This is a genomic window from Bradyrhizobium elkanii WSM2783 (assembly GCF_000472865.1).
GTDB classification, from domain to species: Bacteria; Pseudomonadota; Alphaproteobacteria; order Rhizobiales; family Xanthobacteraceae; genus Bradyrhizobium; species Bradyrhizobium elkanii_A.
The window spans coordinates 1-20,196 of the sequence record NZ_AXAP01000082.1; the positions used below are offsets into that span (position 1 = coordinate 1).

Below are 20,196 nucleotides of genomic sequence, written 5' to 3' on the forward strand. Positions count from 1 at the left end.
CGTGATCATGGATAATCTCGGCAGCCACAAGTCGGCTGCTCTGCGTCGCATCATCCGAGGCGCCGGCGCCAGACTCTGGTATCTGCCGCCTTACTCACCCGACCTCAATCCGATCGAACAGACTTTCGCCAAGATCAAGCACTGGATGCGCATCGCGCAGAAGCGCACCCTCGAAGACATTTGGCGACACCTCGGCGACCTCGTCACCTCGATCCAGCCTACCGAATGCAGCAACTACTTCGCCAACGCTGGATATGCTTCCATCAAAACGTGAAACGCTCTAGATCATCCGCGCAACGAGCGGAATCCTGCGCAGCGCCATTGTTAGCGCCCAGCTCGCGGCAAGTGTGCCGGCGAACACGATGGCTGCCTTCAGGCCGGCTGGCCACACACGGTCGTAGACCAGGTACTGCAGGTAGATGATGAAGATGTAGTGCAGGAGATAGATGCCATAGGCCGAAGGCTGCATGGCATCTAACAGGGGCAGTTTGGCCCTCGCGAAACGCAGGAAGGTTGCCGGCAGCGCGAACGCCATCGCCGCGCTGAACAGCGCGAAGGCAAACGCGTACGCCACTTCCCACCACGTCGGCGGATTGTTGAAATCGATCCAGTTGTGGTGAGCGTAGACCAGGAACAGGATCGCGCCGTAGAACGCGAGCGCGTAGCCAAGCCACAGCAACCAGCGATTTGCCACTTCGCCGTTCTCCGCGAAAATGCCCGTGCGCAGGCTGACCACGCCGATGCCTACGCCGGTGAAGAAATAGGCGGCATAAAGCAAGATGCGGCTGGTCTGGATCGGCAGCGGATAACCGCCCGGCTCGAGCCAACTCGCATCACCAAAGATGAGGCGCATCGGCACGTAGGAAACAAGCGAGACCACCAGGAATGCCGCGAACGCCGTCATCGGCCGGTTGCGCGTCAAGAAGATCACCTGGCCCAAGCCCTTGAGCAGCCGCGGCCCGACCGACCACACGATGACGGTCAGAATATTGAGCGCGAGCAGCACCCACAGAAACCAGGCCGGTCCCGACGGCCATGGCCCGATGGTGAGCGTGTGCCACCAGAAATGGAAGAAGTTGAAATCGGTCGTGCCAGGCAGATGATAGCGCAGGAAGGTTGGATAATAGGCCACCGGCATCAGCACGAAGATCGACGCCAGATAGGGAATGCCGAGGCGCCAGGCGCGGGCCGCGATGAAATTCGCTCCGCCCCGGCGTGTCAGGCTGTCGTGCACGAACAGCCCCGAGATCAGGAACATGCAGGCCATGAAGAAGCTGTCGTTGAACAACACGACCAGGTCGAAGCCGAGCCAGCGCGCTTTATCGCCGCTGCCGAAATGAGTGTAGTTCACCACCGAGTGGTGGATCAGCACCAACAGGATGATGAAGGTGCGCGCGCGGTCGAGCGCAACGATGCGGGTCGTCGCGATTGCGCCTTGATCGGTTCCGTCGGTCTTGCGCAGCATCGGGGGCCGTTTCGGATCAGGCTTCTGTTCGATCACTTTTCGAACGCATCGTAAACGATCTTCTTGACGTTGACCTCGACGTGCCATCGCCCGGAGGGCGCGTTCAAGAGCAGCACGAAGAACATGTCCTGGGCCGGGTCAACGACGATATACGCCCCCGAAGCGCCGTCCCACTTGATCTCGCCGGGCGAGCCCGGCGGAGGCGGCGCGGCATTGCCGGCATCGGTGCGGATCCCGAACCCGTAGCCGAAGCCAAAGCCGTCGCCCGGATAATAGAAATAGTTGCGGGCGACGCCCGATCCCGGCCCGATATGGTCAGTCATCATTGCCTTGAAGGTTTTCGGGCCGAGAATGGTCTTGCCATTCAGCGTGCCGCCAGTGAGCAGCATCTGGCCGTAACGCGCCATGTCGGCAACCGTCGATACCAGGCCGCCGCCACCGGACTCCCAGCGCGTCACGTCGAGCGGATTGCGCTCGATGCGTTCGTCACTGCGCAGCCGCCGCGCGTAGCGGGCGCGCTCCGCCGGGTCGGTCAGGAAATATTTGGTCGTGGTCATGCCGAGCGGCTCGAACAGCGCCGTCTTCTCGAACTCATAGAGCGATTGTCCCGATGCGACCTCGATGACGCGGCCGAGCACATCGATCGAATGGCCGTAGTCCCATAATGTGCGCGGCTGCTCGGCAAGCGGCAGCTTCGCGATCCGTTCCGCGAATTCGGCATTGTCGAAGTCGCCGAGATAGATGCCGTCATAGGCCGCCTTCACCAGCCCCGCGCCATAGAAGCCGTAGGTGATGCCCGACGTGTGCAGCAACAGATCCTCGATCGTGACCGGACGGATCAGCGGCACCAGATCGAGCACCGGGCGACCCGACTCGTCCTTGCGCTCGACGCCGACCTTCATGTTGGCAAAGGAAGGGATGTATTTGCTGACGGGATCGTCGAGCGCGATCTTGCCGCGGTCGATCAGGATCATCGCCGCCACGCTGGTGACCGTCTTCGTCACCGAATGCAGTGGAAAGATCGTATCCGCAGTCATATCGATGTTCGCTTCGACGTCGCGCTTGCCGAAGCATTTGAAATAGATCGGCTTGCCATGCCGCTGGATCAGCAGCGCCGCGCCGGGAATCTTTCCGGTCGCGCTTTGCTCGGTGAGGAAGTCATCGAGACGCGAGAGCTTTTCCATCGACAGCGGCGCATTCGGTGGCGGCCCGAACGCCGCGGCCGGCAACGGCGCGAGCAGGCAGGCGAGCATCACGGCGAGCGGCGTCATGGTTCGGCACAATGACACCCGCTTCAGCGCAAACATGCCGCTCCCTCCTGCCCTATTCTCATGCAATCTATTGGATTACGCTTCGCCGCGCCATCACATCGTCACTGGAAGCGATGCCCTCAGCGGGCGAATACGAAAGAAAACTCGTAGGGTGGGCACGCTTCGCTTTGCTCACCCTACAATCCGCGATTGCGGCATCACGAATAGGGGTCGATCAGCTTCCTCTGCTCGGCGCTGTGGTCGACCAGCATGTCGATGAAGGTCCTGACCTTCGCCGATAGATGATGGCGGTGCGGATAGACCGCATTCAGCGAAAGCTCGACCGGCCGGTATTCCGGCAGCAGGCGGACCAGCCGTCCGGCTTCGAGATCGCCGTGAACCAGGAAGCCCGCTGCGAGGCAGATGCCGGCCCCCTGCAGCGCCGCCAAGCGCAGCGCCTCGCCGCTGTTGGTGATGAACCGGCCGGACACCTTCACCGATGCCGGCGCGCCGCTGTGGTCGATGAACCGCCACTCGTCCTGATAAGGATAATTCACGTGCCGCACGCAATCGCGCTCGCTGAGCTCGGCAAGCTCATGCACCGCGCCGTGCCGTTCGAGATAGTCGTGCGAGCAGCACAGCACGTGGCGCCAGGTGGCGAGACTGCGCACGATCAGGCTCGAATCCGGCGGCCGGATCATGCGCACGGCCACGTCAAAGCCCTCGTCGATCATGTCGACCGTGCGCTCGCCCATCGAGAGATCGACCTTGACCTCCGGATACGTCTTGAGGAACTCGGCGACGACGGGCGCGACATACGGCACGGTGTGGGTATGGGTATAGACGCGCAGCGTGCCGCGCGGCGTCGAATGCAGCGCGCCGGCGATGTCGTCGGCCTGCTCGATGTCGGCGAGGATCTGCACGCAGCGGTCGTAATAGGTGCGCCCCACCTCGGTGAGACTCACCTTGCGCGTCGTGCGGTTGAGCAGCCGGACGCCGAGCCGGTCCTCCAGCGCCTGGACGTGGTTGCTGACCATGGTCGTGGACATGTTGAGGCGGCGGCCGGCGGCCGAAAAGCCGCCGCTATCCACCACCCGGACAAAGGCCGTCAGGCTGGTCAACCGGTCCATGCGCGAGTTCCCGATTATTTGCTCTCACTGGATAATCCTTCCAGTTTTGGCGGGATTATCACAGCGCTGGAGACATCGCATCTACTTGGCGGATTTGGCGCCCTCCTGCCCGGGAGGCGCGCCCGAACGCATTTGGGGAAGCCATGTCAACGACATCCTATGTCACTGATACAAAAGAAAAAATAAGCCTGCGCCCGTCGCGGCAGGTGATCAGGCGGGCGGCGTTTGCGCTGGTTGCCGTGCTTGGCGTCGCCGGCATTGCCGATTTCGGCTACGACTATCTCATCACCGGCCGCTACCTCGAATCGACCGATGACGCATATGTGAAGGCCGATTCCACGATCGTCTCGCCGAAGGTCTCCGGCTATATCGCACAGGTGCTGGTCAGCGATAACCAGCCGGTCAAGGCCGGGCAGTTGCTGGCCGAAATCGACGACCGCGATTTCCGTGCCGCGCTCGCCCAGGCCCATGCCGACGTCGACGCCTCCGAGGCTGCGGTGCGCAACCTCGATGCCCAGCTCGCCCAGCAGCAGCCGATCATCGAGCAGGAGACGGCCGACGTCGCCGCCGCAGAAGCCAATCTGAAATTCGCCCAGGAGGAGCAGGCTCGCTACGAGGGGCTGATGAAGACCGGCTCCGGCACCGTGCAGCGCGCGCAGCAGACCGACGCCGCGCTCCGTGCCAACAACGCGCAATTGCAGCACTCCAAGTCCGGCCTGCTCGCCGCCCAGCGCAAGGTCGATGTGCTCACCACCGAACGCGCCAAGGCGGTCGCGCAGCTCGATCGCGCCCGTGCGGTGGAGCGGCAGGCATCGCTGAACCTCAGCTATACGCGGATCACCGCGCCAGTCGACGGCACCGTCGGCGCACGCTCGCTCAGGGTCGGACAATATGTTCAGGCCGGCACGCAGTTGATGGCGGTGGTGCCGCTCGATGCCGTCTACGTCGTCGCCAACTTCAAGGAGACCCAGCTCACGAATGTGCGCAATGGCCAGCCGGTCGAAGTCGAGATCGACAGTTTCCGCGGCACCAAGCTGCGCGGCCATGTCGACAGTCTGTCGCCCGCGAGCGGACTCGAATTCGCGCTGCTGCCGCCGGACAACGCCACCGGCAATTTCACCAAGATCGTGCAGCGCGTGCCGGTCAAGATCGTGCTCGATGATATCAGGCTGAAGGGCCTGTTGCGCCCGGGCATGTCCGCAGTGCCCACCGTCGACACCAAGGCCACCGTGCTGGCCGAGCGCGAAGCCAAGAGCCGACTTGCCGCCAGCGCCGCGCGGCCGGACGGAGGCTAGCGGCGAGTTCTCCTCTCCCGCTTGCGGGAGAGGAGTGCAGCATCGATCGCGGAAGCAATTCGGCTTCATCACGCGCTAGCGGACGAGACTAATGACCACGCTACAGCCCACGCTCAACGCCGCGTCCTCCGCGGACCTCAGCCCAAAACCCGCCGCCGCACCGGCTATCCCCGCAAAAATCTGGATCGCGGTGGTCGGCGCCAATCTCGGCGCCTTCATGGCGGTGCTCAACATCCAGATCGTCAACGCCTCGCTGGCGGACATCCAGGGCGCGATCGGCGCCGGCATCGATGACGGCGGCTGGATTTCGACCTCCTATCTGGTCGCCGAGATCGTGGTGATCCCCCTGAGCGGCTGGCTCGCGCAGGTGTTCTCGGTCCGGCGCTATCTCCTGACCAACGCTGTTCTGTTCCTTGTCTTTTCCGCGGCCTGCGCGCTCGCGCACGACCTGCCGCAGATGATCGCGCTGCGCGCCGTGCAGGGTTTCACCGGCGGCGTGCTGATCCCATTGGCGTTCACACTGATCATCACGCTGCTACCTAAGGCGAAGCAGCCAATCGGGCTCGCCATATTCGCGTTGTCGGCGACGTTCGCGCCGGCGATCGGCCCGACCATCGGCGGCTATCTCACCGAGAACTGGGGCTGGCAGTACATCTTCTATGTCAACCTGGTGCCCGGCGCGATCATGGTCGGCATGCTCTATTTCTCGCTGGAAGCAAAACCAATGAAGCTCTCGCTTCTGCGCGAGGGCGACTGGCCCGGCATCATCACCATGGCGATCGGCCTGTCCGCACTGCAGACGGTGCTGGAAGAGGGCAACAAGGACGACTGGTTCGGCTCGCCCTTCATCGTCCGCCTCTCCGTCATCGCGGCGGTGGCGCTAGTGGCGTTCATCGTGATCGAGCTCACCGCGAACAAGCCGCTGCTCAACCTGCGCCTGCTGCTCCGCCGCAACTTCGGCTTCGGCATGCTGGCCAATTTCCTGCTCGGCACTGCGCTGTACGGCTCGGTGTTCATCCTGCCGCAATATCTGTCACGGATTCAGGGCTACAATGCCGAGCAGATCGGCATGGTGCTGGCATGGACCGGGCTGCCGCAGCTCGTGCTGATCCCGCTGGTGCCACGCCTGATGCAGCGCTTCGACCCGCGCATCATCATCGGCGTCGGCTTCACGCTGTTCGCCGCTTCCAATTTCATGAACATCTATATGACCAATGACTACGCCACCGACCAGTTGTTCTGGCCGAACATCGTGCGCGCCATCGGCCAGGCGCTGGTGATGGCGCCGCTGTCGGCGGTCGCGACTGCAGGGATCGAGGCCGAGAATGCCGGCTCGGCGTCCGGGCTTTTCAATATGATGCGCAATCTCGGCGGCGCCGTCGGCATCGCGCTGTTGCAGACGCTGCTGACCAAACGTGAGCAGTATCATTCCAACGTGCTGATGCAGTCGGTCTCGCTGCTGGAGCAGGCGACCCGCACGCGGATCGAGCAGCTCACGCAATATTTCATGAGCCATGGCGTCGCCGACCATGCCGATGCCACGCACCGCGCTATCGTCGCAGTCGGCAGGATCGTGCAGAAGCAGGCTTATATCCTGGCCTTCAGCGACACCTTTTACGTGATGGGCGTCGCGCTGATCGTCGCGCTGTTCGCCGCGGCGCTCCTGAAGAAGCCTAATGCGCTGGCCGGCGGCGGCGCGCATTAGGATTGCCGCGGGCAACCGCTCCCCTCGTCATGCGCGGGCTTAACCCGCGCATGCATCAAAAAAGACTCTTCTGAAGCGAGATGGATTGCCGGGTCAAGCCCGGCAATGACGAGGGTGACACGCTACACCGCGGTCGCCTTGGCGAACTCCACATAGATCTCGCGCAGCCGCTCCGTCATCGGGCCGGGCTTGCCATTGCCGACCTTCTTGCCGTCGATGGCGACCACCGCCTGCACGAACAGGCTGGCGCTGGTGATGAAGGCTTCCTTGGCGGCCAGCGCCTCCTCGATCGAGAAGGCGCGCTCCTCGACGCGGAGCTGGCGTTCCTCGGCGAGCGCCACCACGGCCTTACGGGTGCAGCCGGGCAGAATTTCGCTGCCGTTCTGTCGGGTCACGATGACGTCGTCCTGGGTCAGGATGAAGGCAGAGGACGAGCCGCCCTCGGTGACCTTGCCGTCCTGGATCATCCAGGCCTCGCCGGCGCCGGCTTCGGCGGCCGCCTGCTTGGCCAGCACCTGCGCCAGCAGCGCCACGCTCTTGATGTCGCGCCGCTCCCAGCGAATGTCGGGCACCGTGATCACGTTGATGCCGGTCTTGGCCGAGGGCGCCCCGACGATGTCCTTCTCAGAGGTGAACATCACCAGCGTCGGCCTCACCCCCTTGGGAAAGGCAAAATCGCGGCCGGTATCGGCGCCGCGGGTCACCTCCAGATAGACCATGCCGTTGACGAGCTTGTTGCGCGCCACCAGTTCCTTCTGGATGTCCTGGATCCGCGCGATGGTTTCCGGCAGTTCCAGCCTGATCTCGCCGACCGAGCGCTCCAGTCGCGCCAGATGCGAGGCGTTGTCGACCAGCTTGCCGTCGAGCACGGCGGCCACCTCGTAGATCCCATCGGCGAACAGGAAGCCGCGGTCGAGGACCGACACTTTGGCCTCCGAAAGGGGTACATAGGAGCCGTTGACGTAAGCGATCTTTTCCAAGCGAAGTCTCCCGGACGTAGTGATGCGATGAGGTTTCTATACGCAATTCATTGATGCCGATAGACCTTCCAGGCCATCAAACCCTCGGCGTCATTCCGGGGCGATGCGCAGCATCGAGCCCGGAATCCATTTCCCCGCCAGCGCAAGCGGCTGAACGGATTCCGGGCTCACGCTTCGCGTGCCCCGGAATGACGGCGGTATTAATGCTGCAAGATCTTCGACAGGAACTTCTGCGCGCGGTCGCTGCGCGGCTTGCCGAAGAAATCCGCCTTCAGCGCATCCTCGACGATCTCGCCCTGATCCATGAAGATCACGCGATGGGCGACCTTGCTGGCAAAGCCCATTTCATGAGTGACGACCATCATGGTCATGCCCTCGCGCGCGAGGTCGACCATCACGTCGAGCACCTCGCTGATCATTTCCGGATCGAGCGCCGAGGTCGGCTCGTCGAACAGCATCGCGACGGGGTCCATCGCCAGCGCCCGCGCAATCGCGACGCGCTGCTGCTGCCCGCCGGAAAGCTCCGCCGGATATTTCTTCGCGTGCTCCTTCAGCCCGACGCGATCGAGCAGCTTCATCCCCTTTGCCACCGCTTCATCGTGCTTGCGGCCGAGCACTTTCTCCTGCGCCAGGCAGAGATTGTCGACGATCCGCAAATGGGGAAACAGCTCGAAGTGCTGGAACACCATGCCGACCCGCGCGCGCAGCTTCGGCAGGTCGGTCTTGGGATCGTTGACCTTGATGCCGTCCAGGATGATCTCGCCGCCCTGGATCGGCTCCAGCGCATTGACGCATTTGATCAGCGTCGACTTGCCCGATCCCGAAGGGCCGCAGACCACCACGACCTCGCCCTTGGCGACGCTGGTGGTGCAGTCCTTCAGCACCTGGAAGGTCGGCCCGTACCATTTGTTGACGTGGCGAAGTTCGATCATGCCTGGCTCAACTGTTGCCGGGAGGTCACCTCTCCCGAAGGGAGAGGTCGGCGCGCAGCGCCGGGTGAGGGGTTAAGGTCCCTCGATAGAGCAGAGCCCCTCACCCGGATCGCTTGTGCGATCCGACCTCTCCCTATGGGAGAGGTGAAGAGGTGCGTACCTCGAAATTTCAACTGCATGACTATCTACCGAACGATGGCGATGCGCGCCTGGAGGCGGCGGACGCCGAAGGAGGCAAGGCAGGAGATGGTGAAATAGACCACTGCCGCGAACAGGTACATCTCGACCAGCCGCCCGTCGCGCTGCGCCACCTTGCTGGCGGCGCCGAGGAAATCCGGGATCGACAGGACGTAGACCAGCGAGGTGTCCTGGAACAGCACGATGGTCTGGGTGAGCAGCACCGGCAGCATGTTGCGGAACGCCTGCGGCAGCACGACGTAGCGCATGCTCTGCGCGTAGGTCAGACCGAGCGCGCTTGCAGCCGCCGGCTGGCCACGCGAGATCGACTGGATGCCGGCGCGCATGATCTCGGAGAAATACGCCGCCTCGAACATGATGAAGGTGATCAGCGAGGAGGCGAACGCGCCGACGCTGATCGGGCGCGACGCGCCGGTCAGCCACTGCCCGATATAGGGCACCAGGAAATAGAACCAGAAGATCACCAGCACCAGCGGCAGCGAGCGCATGAAATCGACATAGAGCCCGGCGATGCGGCCGAGCAGCTTGAAGCCGGACAAGCGCATCAGCGCGATTAGCGTTCCAAACACCAACCCGCCCAGCGCCGACAGCGCGGTCAGCGTCAGCGTGAACGTCATGCCGTCGACGAAGAGATAGGGCAGCGAGCGGCGGATGACGTCGAAATCGAAGCTGCCGAGCATGCTATTTCCCCGCGATGTAGCCGGGAATCGCGACCTTGCGCTCCAGGAAGCGCATGCCGGTGACGACGACGATATTGACCAGCAGATACATGATGGTCGCGGCCGTGAAGGCTTCGAACACCTGGAACGAGAATTCCTGCATCGCGCGCGCCTGCCCGGTCAATTCGATCAGCCCGATGGTGATCGCCACCGCCGTGTTCTTCACGGTGTTGAGGAATTCGGAGGTCAGCGGCGGCAGGATGATCCGATAGGCCATCGGCAGCAGCACGTAGCGATAGGTCTGTGCCGTCGTCAGCCCGAGCGCGGTCGCCGCCTGCTTCTGGCCCCGCGGCAGCGAGGCGATACCGGCGGCAAGCTGCACGGCAACGCGCGCCGACATGAACAGCCCGACGCCGATCGAAGCCGTCCAGAACGGCGCGTTCGGCATTTGCTTCAGCCACAGTCCCGCCGCGCGCGGCAACAGTTCCGGCAGCACGAAGAACCACAGGAAGAGCTGCACCAGCAGCGGCATGTTGCGGAAGAATTCGACATAACAGAAGCCGATCCAGCCTGCGACCTTCGACGGCAGCGTGCGCAGCACGCCAACCACCGAGCCGAACACCAGCGCGATGATCCAGGCCGTGAGCGCGGTCTTGATCGTCAGCGCCAGCCCCGACAGCAGCATGTCGAGATAGGTGCCACTGCCGGTCGGGTTCGGCTCGAAGAAGATCTGCCAGTTCCAGTGATAGTTCAAAGCTCCCCCGTTCCGCTATACGCCCGGCCCGCCCATGCAATGGCCGGGCCAAGGATGGCCGGCCAGCCGCTGTTTCCCCTCATCCTGAGGAGCTTGCGCAGCAAGCGTCTCGAAGGATGAGGCCACGGTCGGGCCTCATGGTTCTCCCGGCGATGCGAAGCATCGTCCCGAGACGCGCTACGCGCTCCTCACCATGAGGGTCTAAAGCTGCGTTTACTTATACGAATCCGGGTCCGGCGAGTCCGAGGGCTTGGCGAACTCGTTCTTCAGCTCCGCAGCGATCGGCGTATTCAGGTTCAGCCCTTTCGGCGGGATTTTCTGCGTGAACCATTTGTCGTAGATCTTCTGTCCCTCGCCGCCGGTGTAGAGCGCGGCAGTCGCCGCATCGACCACCTTCTTGAAGGCCGGGTCGTCCTTGCGCAGCATGATGCCGTAAGGCTCCGGCTTTGAGAATGCGTCCTTCGAGATCACGTAATTGTCGGGCGTTTTCGACCCCGCAACCAGACTTGCGAGCAGGATATCGTCCATCACGAAGGCGACCGCGCGGTCGGTTTCGACCATCAGGAACGCCTCCGCATGGTCCTTGGCCGGGATGATGTTGACGTTGAGCCCGCGCGCGGCGTTGGCCTCGGTGAGCTGCTTGATGTTGGTGGTGCCCGCGGTCGACACCACGGCCTTGCCCTTGAGATCGTCGATCGAATTGAGCTTGCTCGACTTCTTCGAGACGTAGCGGCTCGCGGTGAGGAAATGGGTGTTGGTGAAGGAAATCTGCTTCTGCCGCTCGGCGTTGTTAGTGGTCGAGCCGCATTCGAGATCGATGGTGCCGTTGGCGAGCAGCGGAATGCGGGTCGATGACGTCACCGGATTGAGTTTCACCTCGAGCTTGTCGAGCTTCAGTTCCTTTTTCACCGCGTCGACGATCTTGTAGCAGATGTCCATCGCATAGCCGATCGGCTTCTGGTTGTCGTCGAGATAGGAGAAGGGGATTGAGGAGTCGCGGTGGCCGAGCGTGATCGTGCCGGTCTCCTTGATGTTCTTCAACGTCCCCGTCAGCTCCTGGGCGCCGGCCTCAGCCGCGCCGAGCGCGGCGGCGAGCGCGAAGCCGATCGAAAGAAGGCGTTTCATGCGTAGTTCTCCTCGTTTGGATAGGTTCGATTGTGTCAGAATGTCCGTCAGCCGCATTTGGTCGGACGGCGCGGCAATGCCGCGACGGCGGCATGGCTCGCATCCGAGATGACGTCATATGGCTCAAGCAGGTGTCCCCAACGTGCCCGGCGATGGCTGCCGCCATGATGGCCTGAAGTGCGGACAGTCGCAAGGTACCCGCGGCGGTGCACTTTAGTCGCACCCGCTAGCGCCTCGTCGAGAGCGCTCCGCCTCCGCGCAGCCGATTCGTAGTCTCGTCGCCGTGACCGCCTTCAAATGTAGCCAAGAATGTCTCCGCTGAAATACAACTGCAATCGAAGCTCCCCAGCATCCGCCGACGCATCGATCGCATCAGGTGGAGTTCACGAGCTATGTCCCGAAGGTTCGACGGCAAGGTAGTCATCGTCACCGGCGCCGGCAGTGGTATCGGCGCTGCGACCGCACGCCGATTTCATGAGGAAGGAGCGATCGTCGTCCTGAACGGACGCCGGGCGTCCAAATTGCAGGACGTCGCCGCAACCTTGACAGCCGACCGCTGCATGATCCGGCCGGCTGATGTCTCCAACGCGAATGCTGTTGAAGATCTCGTGACCGATGTCGTCCGCAGGCTCGGCAGGATCGACATTGTCGTCAACAACGCGGGAACGGGAACTGCCGGGGCTTTCCTCGATCTGCCCACTCAGAATTGGCGCGAGGTCTTCGCGGTCAACGTCGATGGGGTCTTCAACGTAACGCGGGCGACGCTTGCTTATCTTATCGAGAGCAAGGGCTCGATCATCAACGTGTCATCCATTTCGGGGCTTGGCGGCGATCGCGGGCTCAACTTTTACAACGCCACAAAAGGCGCGGTCAGCAATCTCACGCGGAGCCTGGCCCTCGAATTTGCCTCAAAAGGCGTGCGCATCAACGCGGTCTGTCCAGGCACCATATTCACCGACCTGACGAGGCGCGTCTTCGAACGCTTCCCAGACGTGCTTCAACGGCTAGAAGAACGGATTCCCCTGGGACGGGCAGCCCAGCCGGAAGAAGTTGCCGGTGTCATCGCGTTTCTTGCCAGTGAGGATGCGAGCTTTGTCAATGGCGTAAACTTGGCGATCGATGGCGGCGTCGGCGCATCGACGGGCTCGGCATCCTTCATATAGTCCGTCATATGCGGACTCGCTTGGTGCATCGGCCGCGATCACAGCCCCCGCGCCATCTCGCCGAGATCCCAGAACAGGCCGGCCATGATCGCGAGCGCCTCTTCGGTCACCGGCAGCAGAATGTGCTCATCAGGTGCGTGCTGCGAGCAGCCGGGATAGGAATGCGGCACCCAGATCGTGGGCAGGCCCAATCCTTCCGAGAACACGTCGTTCGGCAGCGAGCCGCCGAAATTCGGCAGCACCGCCGGCGCCTTGCCGGTGGTGTTGCGGATCGATTGCGCGGTCCAGTCGATCCAGGGACTGTCCATGTCGGTCCGCGACGCCGCAAAGCGCTGGGTACCGCTGACTTCGACCATCGGGAAACCATTGGCATGGAGATGCGCACGCACGGCATCGACGACCTCGCCAATCTTCGTGCCGACGACGAAGCGAAGCTGCAAAACGGCATTCGCTTTTCCGGGGATCGCATTCGCGGGGCTTGCGATATTGCCCGAGGACATCGCCAGTACCTCCAGCGTGTTCCAGGCGTAGAGCCGCTCGGCGGCCGAAAGTCCCTCCTCGCCCCAGTCCGGTGACAACGCCGGCTCGTCCGGGCCCGGCTCGACCTTCACGTCCGCCAGCGCCGCGCGGACCCGGTTCGAGATCGGCGGAGGCTTCAAGGCCTCCAGCTTCATCCGGCCCTTGCCGTCGACCAGGCTCGCGATCGCGTTCGCCAGGATCGTTGCAGGATTGGCGAGCACACCGCCCCAATTGCCGGAATGATGCCCGCCCTCGCGCAGGTTGACGTCGAGATGGATACGGTTGCCGCCGCGGCAGCCGAGGAAGATCGTGGGCCGCTCGGCCGAAAGCCGCGGCCCGTCGGATGCCAGGAACAGATCGGCCTTGAGTTCCTCACGATGGGCTTCGCAGACCGTTCGCAGGTCGGGCGAGCCGATCTCCTCCCCGGTCTCGATGATGAACTTTACGTTGAAGCCGAGCCTGCCGCCGCGGGTCTCCCGCACCGCACGCAGCGCCGCGATATTGATGCTGTGCTGGCCCTTGTTGTCTGCGGTGCCGCGGCCATAGACGCGGTCGCCCTTGATGGTGGTCTTCCAGGGATCGAGATTGTCGCGCCATTCGCCGATCATGCCGTCGACGACGTCGCCATGGCCGTAAGTGAGCACGGTCGGGCGCGAGGCGTTCTCGATATATTCGGCCACGAGATATGGGCCCTTGCCTGTCGGCGATTCGATCAGGCGAGTCTTGAAATCGAGTTCGGCCAGCGCGGGCTGCAGATTCTCCGTGAGATAGGCGCGTAGCGCGTCACCGCTGCCAGGATTTTGGCTTTCCGTGCGATAGCCGACCCGCTTGTCGAGCTCGCGCAGGAACTCGCCAGAGTGAAATTGAGCGCGCACCCGCGCGATCGCGTCAGCCCTGTCAGCCATGATCTGCCTTTCCCGCAACCAACCTGCCCACCTCTTATAGGGATATCGCGGCGGCTGGAAGACGCCCGAATAAAGCTTGCCAACGCTCGCCAAGCTGCAACAATTTCCGCGCAGTCCGGCGTCCGTCTGGACATCAAACAGGGAGGTCATCCATGAAAACGATCCTGCGCGTCTCGGCACTTTGCATCCTGTTCACCGGCGTCGCACCGGCCGCGACCGGCGAGCGCTTTCCGGAGATCCCGCTGGAGAAGATGACCCCTGCCCAGCGCACGGTCGCGGATGCCATCATGTCCGGCCCGCGCAAAGGCATGAGCGGACCGTTCAATGCCTGGTTACGCAGCCCGGAACTCGCGGACCGCTTGCAGAAGGTCGGCGAATATCTCCGTTTCAACACCTCGCTCGACAAGCGCGTCAACGAGATGGCGATCATCATGACCGCGCAATATTGGGGCTCGCAATATGAGTGGTATGCGCACGCGCCGCTCGCGCTGAAGGCGGGGCTCGATCCGAAGATCGTCGCGGCGCTCGGTGCCGGCCGCAAGCCCGAAAACATGAAGGAGGATGAAGCGATCGTCTGGGAGTTCACTACCCAGCTCCGCCGTGACCATGGCGTCGACGATGCGATCTACCAGAAAGCGGTTGCAAAATTCGGCGAACAGGGCGTGATGGATTTGGTTGCGGTGAACGGCTATTACGATGTGGTGTCGATGACGCTCAACGTCGCGCATGTCATGCCGCCGGCCGGTGAGGAACTGCCGTTCAGGCAGGCCGGACGATAAATTTCTTCCACGCTTTGGCGCGGCAGCGATGCCGCGCTTCTCGGATTGCCCACGATGACAAAACAAATCCGGCTCAACGCCTTTGCCATGAATTGCGTGGCGCATCAGTCGCCGGGATTGTGGACCCATCCGCGCGACCGCACCGCGGAGTATAACCGGCTGCCCTACTGGCTCGATCTCGCCAAGACGCTGGAGCGCGGCCGGTTCGACGGTCTGTTCCTCGCCGACGTGCTCGGCGTCTATGACGTGTTCGGCGGCGGCCCGGACGCTGCGCTGCGCAATGCCGCGCAGACGCCGGTGAACGATCCCCTGCTGCTGGTTCCGGCGATGGCCGCGGTGACGAAGCATCTCGGCTTCGGCGTCACCAGCAATCTCTCCTTCGAGCCGCCCTACACATTCGCCCGCCGGATGTCGACGCTCGATCATCTGACCGAGGGCCGCGTCGGCTGGAACGTGGTGACCGGCTATCTCGACTCTGCCGCGCGCGGCGCCGGTAAGGACAAGCAGACGGCGCATGACGACCGCTACGAGATCGCCGACGAGTATATGGAAGTGGTCTACAAGCTCTGGGAAGGATGTTGGGAAGACGACGCTGCGATCCGCGATCGCGCGCGCAGCATCTTCACCGATCCCGCCAAGGTGCATCCCGTCAAGCACGAGGGGAAGCATTATCGCCTCAACGCGCTGCATTTGAGCGAGCCGTCGCCGCAGCGCACGCCGGTGCTCTATCAGGCCGGCACCTCGCCGCGCGGAAGGCAGTTCGCCGCCGAGCACGCCGAATGCGTGTTCATGTCCGGACCATCGGCCAAGGTGATCGCGCCGCGGGTCTCGGCCATCCGCGAGCTTGCCGCGCAAAAGGAACGGAATCCGGCCGAGATCCTGATGTTCAGCATGATGACCGTCATCCTCGGCTGCACTGAAGCCGAGGCAAACGCGAAATATGCCGACTATCGCAGCCACATCAGCCATGAGGGCGCGCTGACACTGATGTCCGGCTGGACCGGTGTCGATTTCTCGACCTACGGCCTCGACCAGGAAGTCCGCCATGTCCACAACGACGCCGGCCGCACCGCGATGGATAACATCACCCGCGCCGATCCCGATCGCATCTGGACCGTGCGCGAGGTCGCCGAGCATGTCAGCATCGGCGGCATCGGCCCGGTCGTGGTCGGCACACCGGAAAAGGTCGCCGATGACATCGAGCGCTGGTTCGAGCAGACCGACGTCGATGGCCTCAACGTCGCGTTTGCGATCTCGCCCAGCGATTTCGAGGACATCGCCGACATGCTGGTGCCGGAATTGACCCGCCGCGGCCGATACAAGCAGGACTATGCACAAGGCACGCTGCGCGAGAAATTGTTCGGGGCGGGCCGCGCAAGGCTCACGGACGAGCATCCCGCCAGTCGCTACCGCATCAAGCCCCACGCCGCGGCGGCGGAGTAAATCGAAGAATCGTAGGGTGGGCAAAGCGCAGCGTGCCCACCTTTCTTGCACCGAACGTGGATGGTGGGCACGCTTCGCTTTGCCACCCTACAATCCGTGGCTCAATTCACCGAATTACTGACCACCACTTCGATCAGCTTCGTGCCGGGCCGGCCGAACGCGGACCGCATCGCGCCCTTCAGCTCGCGGGGATCGGTGATCCGTACCGCTTCCAATCCAAGCGACTTCGCAACGCCGGTAAAATCAACCGGCGGGTCGACGAAATCCATGCCGACATAATGATCATCGCCGTGGAAGGCGAGGAGGCGCTGCTTGATGATGCGGTAGCCGCCATTGTTGACGATGACGAACGTCAGCGGCAGCTTGTGGTTGGCCGCGGTCCACAACGACTGGATCGAATACATCGCGCTGCCGTCGCCGGAGAAGCACACCACCGGTCGCTGCGGATTGGCGAGGCTGACGCCGACCGATGCCGGCAATCCCCAGCCGATGCCGCCGGAGGCGAGCGCGTGATAGCCATAGCGGTCGCGGTGCGGGCGCAGCGCAATCATCTGGCGCGACGAGGTCAGGCCTTCATCGACCAGGATCGCATTGTCAGGCATCGCCTCGACAACCTGCAGCGCCAGCCAGTCCGGATCGATCGGCGAGGTGCCCTCGGCTTTCGAGATCTGGTCGACCAGCGCCTTGCGCTTCGCGGTCCAGTTTTTTGACGCCAGCGCCGCAACGCCCTGCTTTGCCCGCGCTTCCAGCGCGCCGCCGCCCGCCGCTTTCAGCGCCGGGATCAGCGCACGCAGGGTTTCCTTCACGTCGGCCTTCAGCGCAATCTCCGCGCCGTAGTTCTTGGCGAGGTCCCAGTCGACCAGACCGACCTGCACGATCCCGAGCCCATCCGGCAGCGGATCGATCTCGCTATAAACCGACATCCGCAGGGGATCGCCGCCGAGTGCGATGATGAGGTCGTAGGGCGCGAGCGTCTCCCGCGCAAGTTTCTGAACCCGAGCGATCGCGCCCATGAAGCACGGGCTTTCGGAGAGGAAGTGCGCGCCATAGGGCGTCGAAGATTGATAGGCCGGCGCGCCGAGCGTTTCCGCGAGTTCGGCGGCTTCCTGCAGCGCATCGCTCTTGACGATCTCATCGCCGGTGACGATCACCGGCCGCTCGGCTTTGAGGATGCGCGCGACCAGCGCCTGCAGCGATTCATCTGACGGCTTCACCCGCGTGTCGACGCGGGTCGCCCGGCCGAGCTCGATGCCGGCTTCGGAATTGAGGATATCGCCGGGCAGCGAGATGAACACCGGTCCGGTCGGCGGCGTGGTCGCGACTTTGGCGGCGCGGCGCACGATGCGCGGCAGATCCTCCAGTCGCGTCACCTCGACCGCCCATTTCACCAGCGGCTCCGCCATCTGCACCAGCGGCCCATAGAGCACCGGCTCCGTCAAGCCGTGGCCCTGCTCCTGCTGGCCGGCAGTGAGGATCAACGGCGTGCCGGTGAATTTGGCGTTGAACAGCGAGCCCATCGCGTTGCCGAGACCGGGCGCGACATGGACGTTGCAGGCGACGAGCTTGCCGGAGGCGCGGCTGAAGCCGTCGGCCATCGCCACCACCAGGCTCTCCTGCATCGCCATCACATAGGTGAGGTCGGGATGGTCTTTCAGCGCATGCATGATCGGCAATTCGGTGGTACCGGGATTGCCGAACAGATGCGTGATGCCCTCGTCCTTCAACAGCGCCAGGAACGCCGAACGCCCGGTAATGCGATTCTTCATGTCTCCTCCTACCCTCGGGCTCATTGGCGCGCGGGATGAGGCATCATGACCAAACTTGCACGCCCCGAGCAATCGCGCCTGCGCTCATGGCTGCCTTGCGATGCAGCGCCGTAGGACCGTAGCCCGGATGGAGCGCAGTGTAATCCGGGGAGCCACGGGCGAACCCGGGTTGCGCTGCGCTCCACCCGGGCTACGAAAATTCAAAACATCCCCTCGCGATCGGGGCGCTTCTTCTTTTTCGAGCGATGCCAGACCACGCCGGGATAACCCTTCAATGGCACCAGCGGTTCGCCGGTATAGGCCCACTCCTGCAGCTCTTCGATCGCGACGTGATAGAGCGGCTGCCGGCCGGTACGGCCCAGGAACAGCGCGCGTGGAATGTTCACCATGTGCGGCGAGCGAGCGCGCTCGTAAAATAGAGGCGTCCCGCAGGTCGCGCAGAAGCTGCGCACGGTCTTCGTCGCGTCATCCTCGTAGCGCGTGATCGCATCCTTCCCCGCGACGATGCGGAACCGCTTGCGCCAGCTCCCGACATAGGTCGCATAGGCCGCCCCATGCGCGCGGCGGCTCGGCGCGGAATGATCATGCCAGGCCCAGCGCGCCGGCACGTCGATCTCAAGCCGAACTGCGCCGCACAGGCATTGGCCCGACGCGATCCCTCCTGCAGCGGCTGCTTTGGCCATTGTCGCTCCTCGTTTTCCTCGTCATTGCGAGGAGCGGAAGCGACGAAGCAATCCATCTCCCCACGCGCGGAACCATGGATTGCTTCGCTACGCTCGCAATGACGGCGGTGTTTACGCCTGCGCCATCTCGTCGTGCACGGGATAATCCGTATATCCCTTCTCCTCGCCGCCGTAGAACGTCGCGCGATTATACGGCGTGATCGGATAGCTGCGCTGCAGGCGGCGCGGCAGGTCCGGATTGGAGATGAAGATGCGGCCGAAGGCGATCGCATCCGCGTGTCCCGCGGCGATTGCGGCATCCGCGGTCTCGCCGGTGAAGCCGCCGGCGGTGATCAGGACGCCGCTCCACATCGGGCGATACAGCACCATCGCCGAGGGCACGTTCTGGTGATTGACCTCGGCGCGGCCGGCGCCGGAGGAACGCGGCTCGATGAAGTGCAGATAGGCCAGCCCAAGCGGATCCAGCTGCTTGATGGCGTGGCTGTACAGCGGCATCGGGTCCGCCTCGCCGCTGCCATTGGCGATGCCATAAGGCGACAGCCGCACCCCGACGCGGTTCGCGCCCCAGACCTCGACAACGGCCCTGGTCACGTCCATCAGGAAGCGCACGCGGTTCTCGATCGACCCGCCATACTGGTCGGTGCGCAGGTTGCTGCGCGACTGCAGGAACTGCTCGATCAGATAGCCGTTGGCGCCGTGGATCTCGACGCCGTCGAAGCCGGCTTTCAGTGCGTTCCTCGCGCCCTCGCGATAGGCCTCGATGACGCCGGGAATCTCGGAGGTCTCGAGCGCGCGCGGGGTCTCGTAATCGACCACCTTGCCGTCCGCCGTCATCGCCTTGAACTCGGAGGAGATCGCCACCGCTGATGGCGCGACCGGCAGCGCGCCGCCAGGCTGGAACGAGGAATGCGAGACGCGGCCGACATGCCAGAGCTGCAGGAAGATGATGCCGCCCTTGGCATGCACGGCGTCGACCACTTTCCGCCAGCCGGCAATCTGCTGCTCGCTGTAGATGCCGGGAATGCCGGGACTGCCGAACCCGGTATTCACCACAGGCGAGGCTTCCGCGATGATCAGACCACCTGGTGTGGCGCGCTGGGCATAATATTCCACGTTCAGCGGCCGCGGCGCGAGCGACGGTTTTTCGGCGCGCATCCGCGTCAAGGGCGCCATCACCACGCGGTGCTGGAGCTGGTACGGTCCGATCTTGAGAGGAGAGAAAAGCGACGGGAATTTCATGCCTGCCCCGATATTTGTGTTGTCGTTGCCAGCACTATAGGGGAGGCGCGCGCCGCTGAAAAGCAAATGGCGGCCTATCGCCGATAAGCCGTCATTCCGGGGCGCGCGAAGCGCGAGCTATGATGTGCAATTGCACATCAGAGAATCCATTTGTCCACGCAATCTGCGGCCCGATGGATTCCGGGCCTGCGCCTTTCGGCGCATCC

Annotated in this window: 18 protein-coding genes; 6 read left to right on the forward strand and 12 right to left on the reverse strand. The window is 63.4% G+C overall.

From position 1 onward, the window contains the following. On the forward strand, positions 1 to 274 hold a 274-nt coding region (locus tag YY7_RS0139825; RefSeq protein ID WP_028168047.1), incomplete at its 5' end, for a transposase. Positions 275 to 280: 6 nt separating this feature from the next. Here YY7_RS0139825 and YY7_RS0139830 read toward each other — a convergent pair. From YY7_RS0139830 to YY7_RS0139840, 3 genes are all read right to left on the reverse strand, one after another. Continuing rightward, positions 281 to 1,501: an acyltransferase family protein gene (locus YY7_RS0139830; RefSeq protein WP_245287575.1), complete on the reverse strand. Its 1,221-nt coding sequence runs from the start codon at positions 1,499 to 1,501 to the stop codon at positions 281 to 283. Further along, entirely contained in the window at positions 1,498 to 2,772 is a 1,275-nt protein-coding gene (locus tag YY7_RS0139835) for a serine hydrolase domain-containing protein (RefSeq protein WP_035692141.1), read from the reverse strand. Before YY7_RS0139835 ends, YY7_RS0139830 begins: the two co-directional genes overlap by 4 nt. Before the next feature lie 161 nt (positions 2,773 to 2,933). Continuing rightward, positions 2,934 to 3,845, reverse strand: a complete 912-nt coding sequence (locus YY7_RS0139840) for a LysR family transcriptional regulator (protein ID WP_028168050.1) — start codon at positions 3,843 to 3,845, stop codon at positions 2,934 to 2,936. 143 nt (positions 3,846 to 3,988) lie between these two features. Here YY7_RS0139840 and YY7_RS0139845 point away from each other — a divergent pair, with 143 nt between their 5' ends. After that, entirely contained in the window at positions 3,989 to 5,140 is a 1,152-nt protein-coding gene (locus YY7_RS0139845; protein ID WP_028168051.1) for an HlyD family secretion protein, read from the forward strand. A gap of 91 nt (positions 5,141 to 5,231) precedes the next feature. Further along, the gene (locus tag YY7_RS0139850; protein WP_028168052.1) at positions 5,232 to 6,845 is read left to right on the forward strand and encodes an MDR family MFS transporter; all 1,614 of its coding nucleotides are present in this window, start codon (positions 5,232 to 5,234) and stop codon (positions 6,843 to 6,845) included. A gap of 122 nt (positions 6,846 to 6,967) precedes the next feature. Here the strand turns inward: YY7_RS0139850 and YY7_RS0139855 are convergent, their stop codons facing one another. The 5 genes from YY7_RS0139855 to YY7_RS0139875 form a co-directional block, all read right to left on the reverse strand. Further along, entirely contained in the window at positions 6,968 to 7,825 is an 858-nt protein-coding gene (locus tag YY7_RS0139855; protein WP_028168053.1) for a D-amino-acid transaminase, read from the reverse strand. A 200-nt stretch (positions 7,826 to 8,025) separates the two neighbouring features. Next, positions 8,026 to 8,757, reverse strand: a complete 732-nt coding sequence (locus YY7_RS0139860; RefSeq protein ID WP_028168054.1) for an amino acid ABC transporter ATP-binding protein — start codon at positions 8,755 to 8,757, stop codon at positions 8,026 to 8,028. Positions 8,758 to 8,942: 185 nt separating this feature from the next. Next, entirely contained in the window at positions 8,943 to 9,635 is a 693-nt protein-coding gene (locus YY7_RS0139865; protein WP_028168055.1) for an amino acid ABC transporter permease, read from the reverse strand. 1 nt (position 9,636) lies between these two features. Beyond that, a complete protein-coding gene (locus tag YY7_RS0139870) occupies positions 9,637 to 10,368 on the reverse strand; it encodes an amino acid ABC transporter permease (protein WP_028168056.1) in 732 nt (243 codons plus the stop codon). Between the two features lie 213 nt (positions 10,369 to 10,581). After that, positions 10,582 to 11,493: an amino acid ABC transporter substrate-binding protein gene (locus tag YY7_RS0139875; RefSeq protein ID WP_028168057.1), complete on the reverse strand. Its 912-nt coding sequence runs from the start codon at positions 11,491 to 11,493 to the stop codon at positions 10,582 to 10,584. A gap of 392 nt (positions 11,494 to 11,885) precedes the next feature. Here YY7_RS0139875 and YY7_RS0139880 point away from each other — a divergent pair, with 392 nt between their 5' ends. Continuing rightward, complete coding sequence (locus YY7_RS0139880; protein WP_028168058.1) at positions 11,886 to 12,656, forward strand: SDR family NAD(P)-dependent oxidoreductase; 771 nt, start codon at positions 11,886 to 11,888, stop codon at positions 12,654 to 12,656. Positions 12,657 to 12,694: 38 nt separating this feature from the next. Here the strand turns inward: YY7_RS0139880 and YY7_RS0139885 are convergent, their stop codons facing one another. After that, on the reverse strand, positions 12,695 to 14,080 hold the full coding sequence (locus YY7_RS0139885; protein WP_035692156.1) for a M20 family metallopeptidase: 1,386 nt from the start codon (positions 14,078 to 14,080) through the stop codon (positions 12,695 to 12,697). A gap of 152 nt (positions 14,081 to 14,232) precedes the next feature. Here YY7_RS0139885 and YY7_RS0139890 point away from each other — a divergent pair, with 152 nt between their 5' ends. Both YY7_RS0139890 and YY7_RS0139895 read left to right on the forward strand, forming a co-directional pair. After that, positions 14,233 to 14,859, forward strand: a complete 627-nt coding sequence (locus tag YY7_RS0139890) for a carboxymuconolactone decarboxylase family protein (protein WP_028168060.1) — start codon at positions 14,233 to 14,235, stop codon at positions 14,857 to 14,859. A 54-nt stretch (positions 14,860 to 14,913) separates the two neighbouring features. After that, a complete protein-coding gene (locus tag YY7_RS0139895; protein WP_028168061.1) occupies positions 14,914 to 16,302 on the forward strand; it encodes an LLM class flavin-dependent oxidoreductase in 1,389 nt (462 codons plus the stop codon). Positions 16,303 to 16,403: 101 nt separating this feature from the next. Here the strand turns inward: YY7_RS0139895 and YY7_RS0139900 are convergent, their stop codons facing one another. The 3 genes from YY7_RS0139900 to YY7_RS0139910 all read right to left on the reverse strand — a co-directional run bounded on the left by YY7_RS0139900 (position 16,404) and on the right by YY7_RS0139910 (position 19,990). Next, a complete protein-coding gene (locus YY7_RS0139900; RefSeq protein ID WP_028168062.1) occupies positions 16,404 to 18,068 on the reverse strand; it encodes a thiamine pyrophosphate-binding protein in 1,665 nt (554 codons plus the stop codon). 200 nt (positions 18,069 to 18,268) lie between these two features. Continuing rightward, positions 18,269 to 18,751: a GFA family protein gene (locus tag YY7_RS0139905; protein ID WP_028168063.1), complete on the reverse strand. Its 483-nt coding sequence runs from the start codon at positions 18,749 to 18,751 to the stop codon at positions 18,269 to 18,271. A gap of 111 nt (positions 18,752 to 18,862) precedes the next feature. After that, the gene (locus YY7_RS0139910) at positions 18,863 to 19,990 is read right to left on the reverse strand and encodes an alkene reductase (RefSeq protein ID WP_028168064.1); all 1,128 of its coding nucleotides are present in this window, start codon (positions 19,988 to 19,990) and stop codon (positions 18,863 to 18,865) included. Positions 19,991 to 20,196 lie beyond the last annotated feature (206 nt).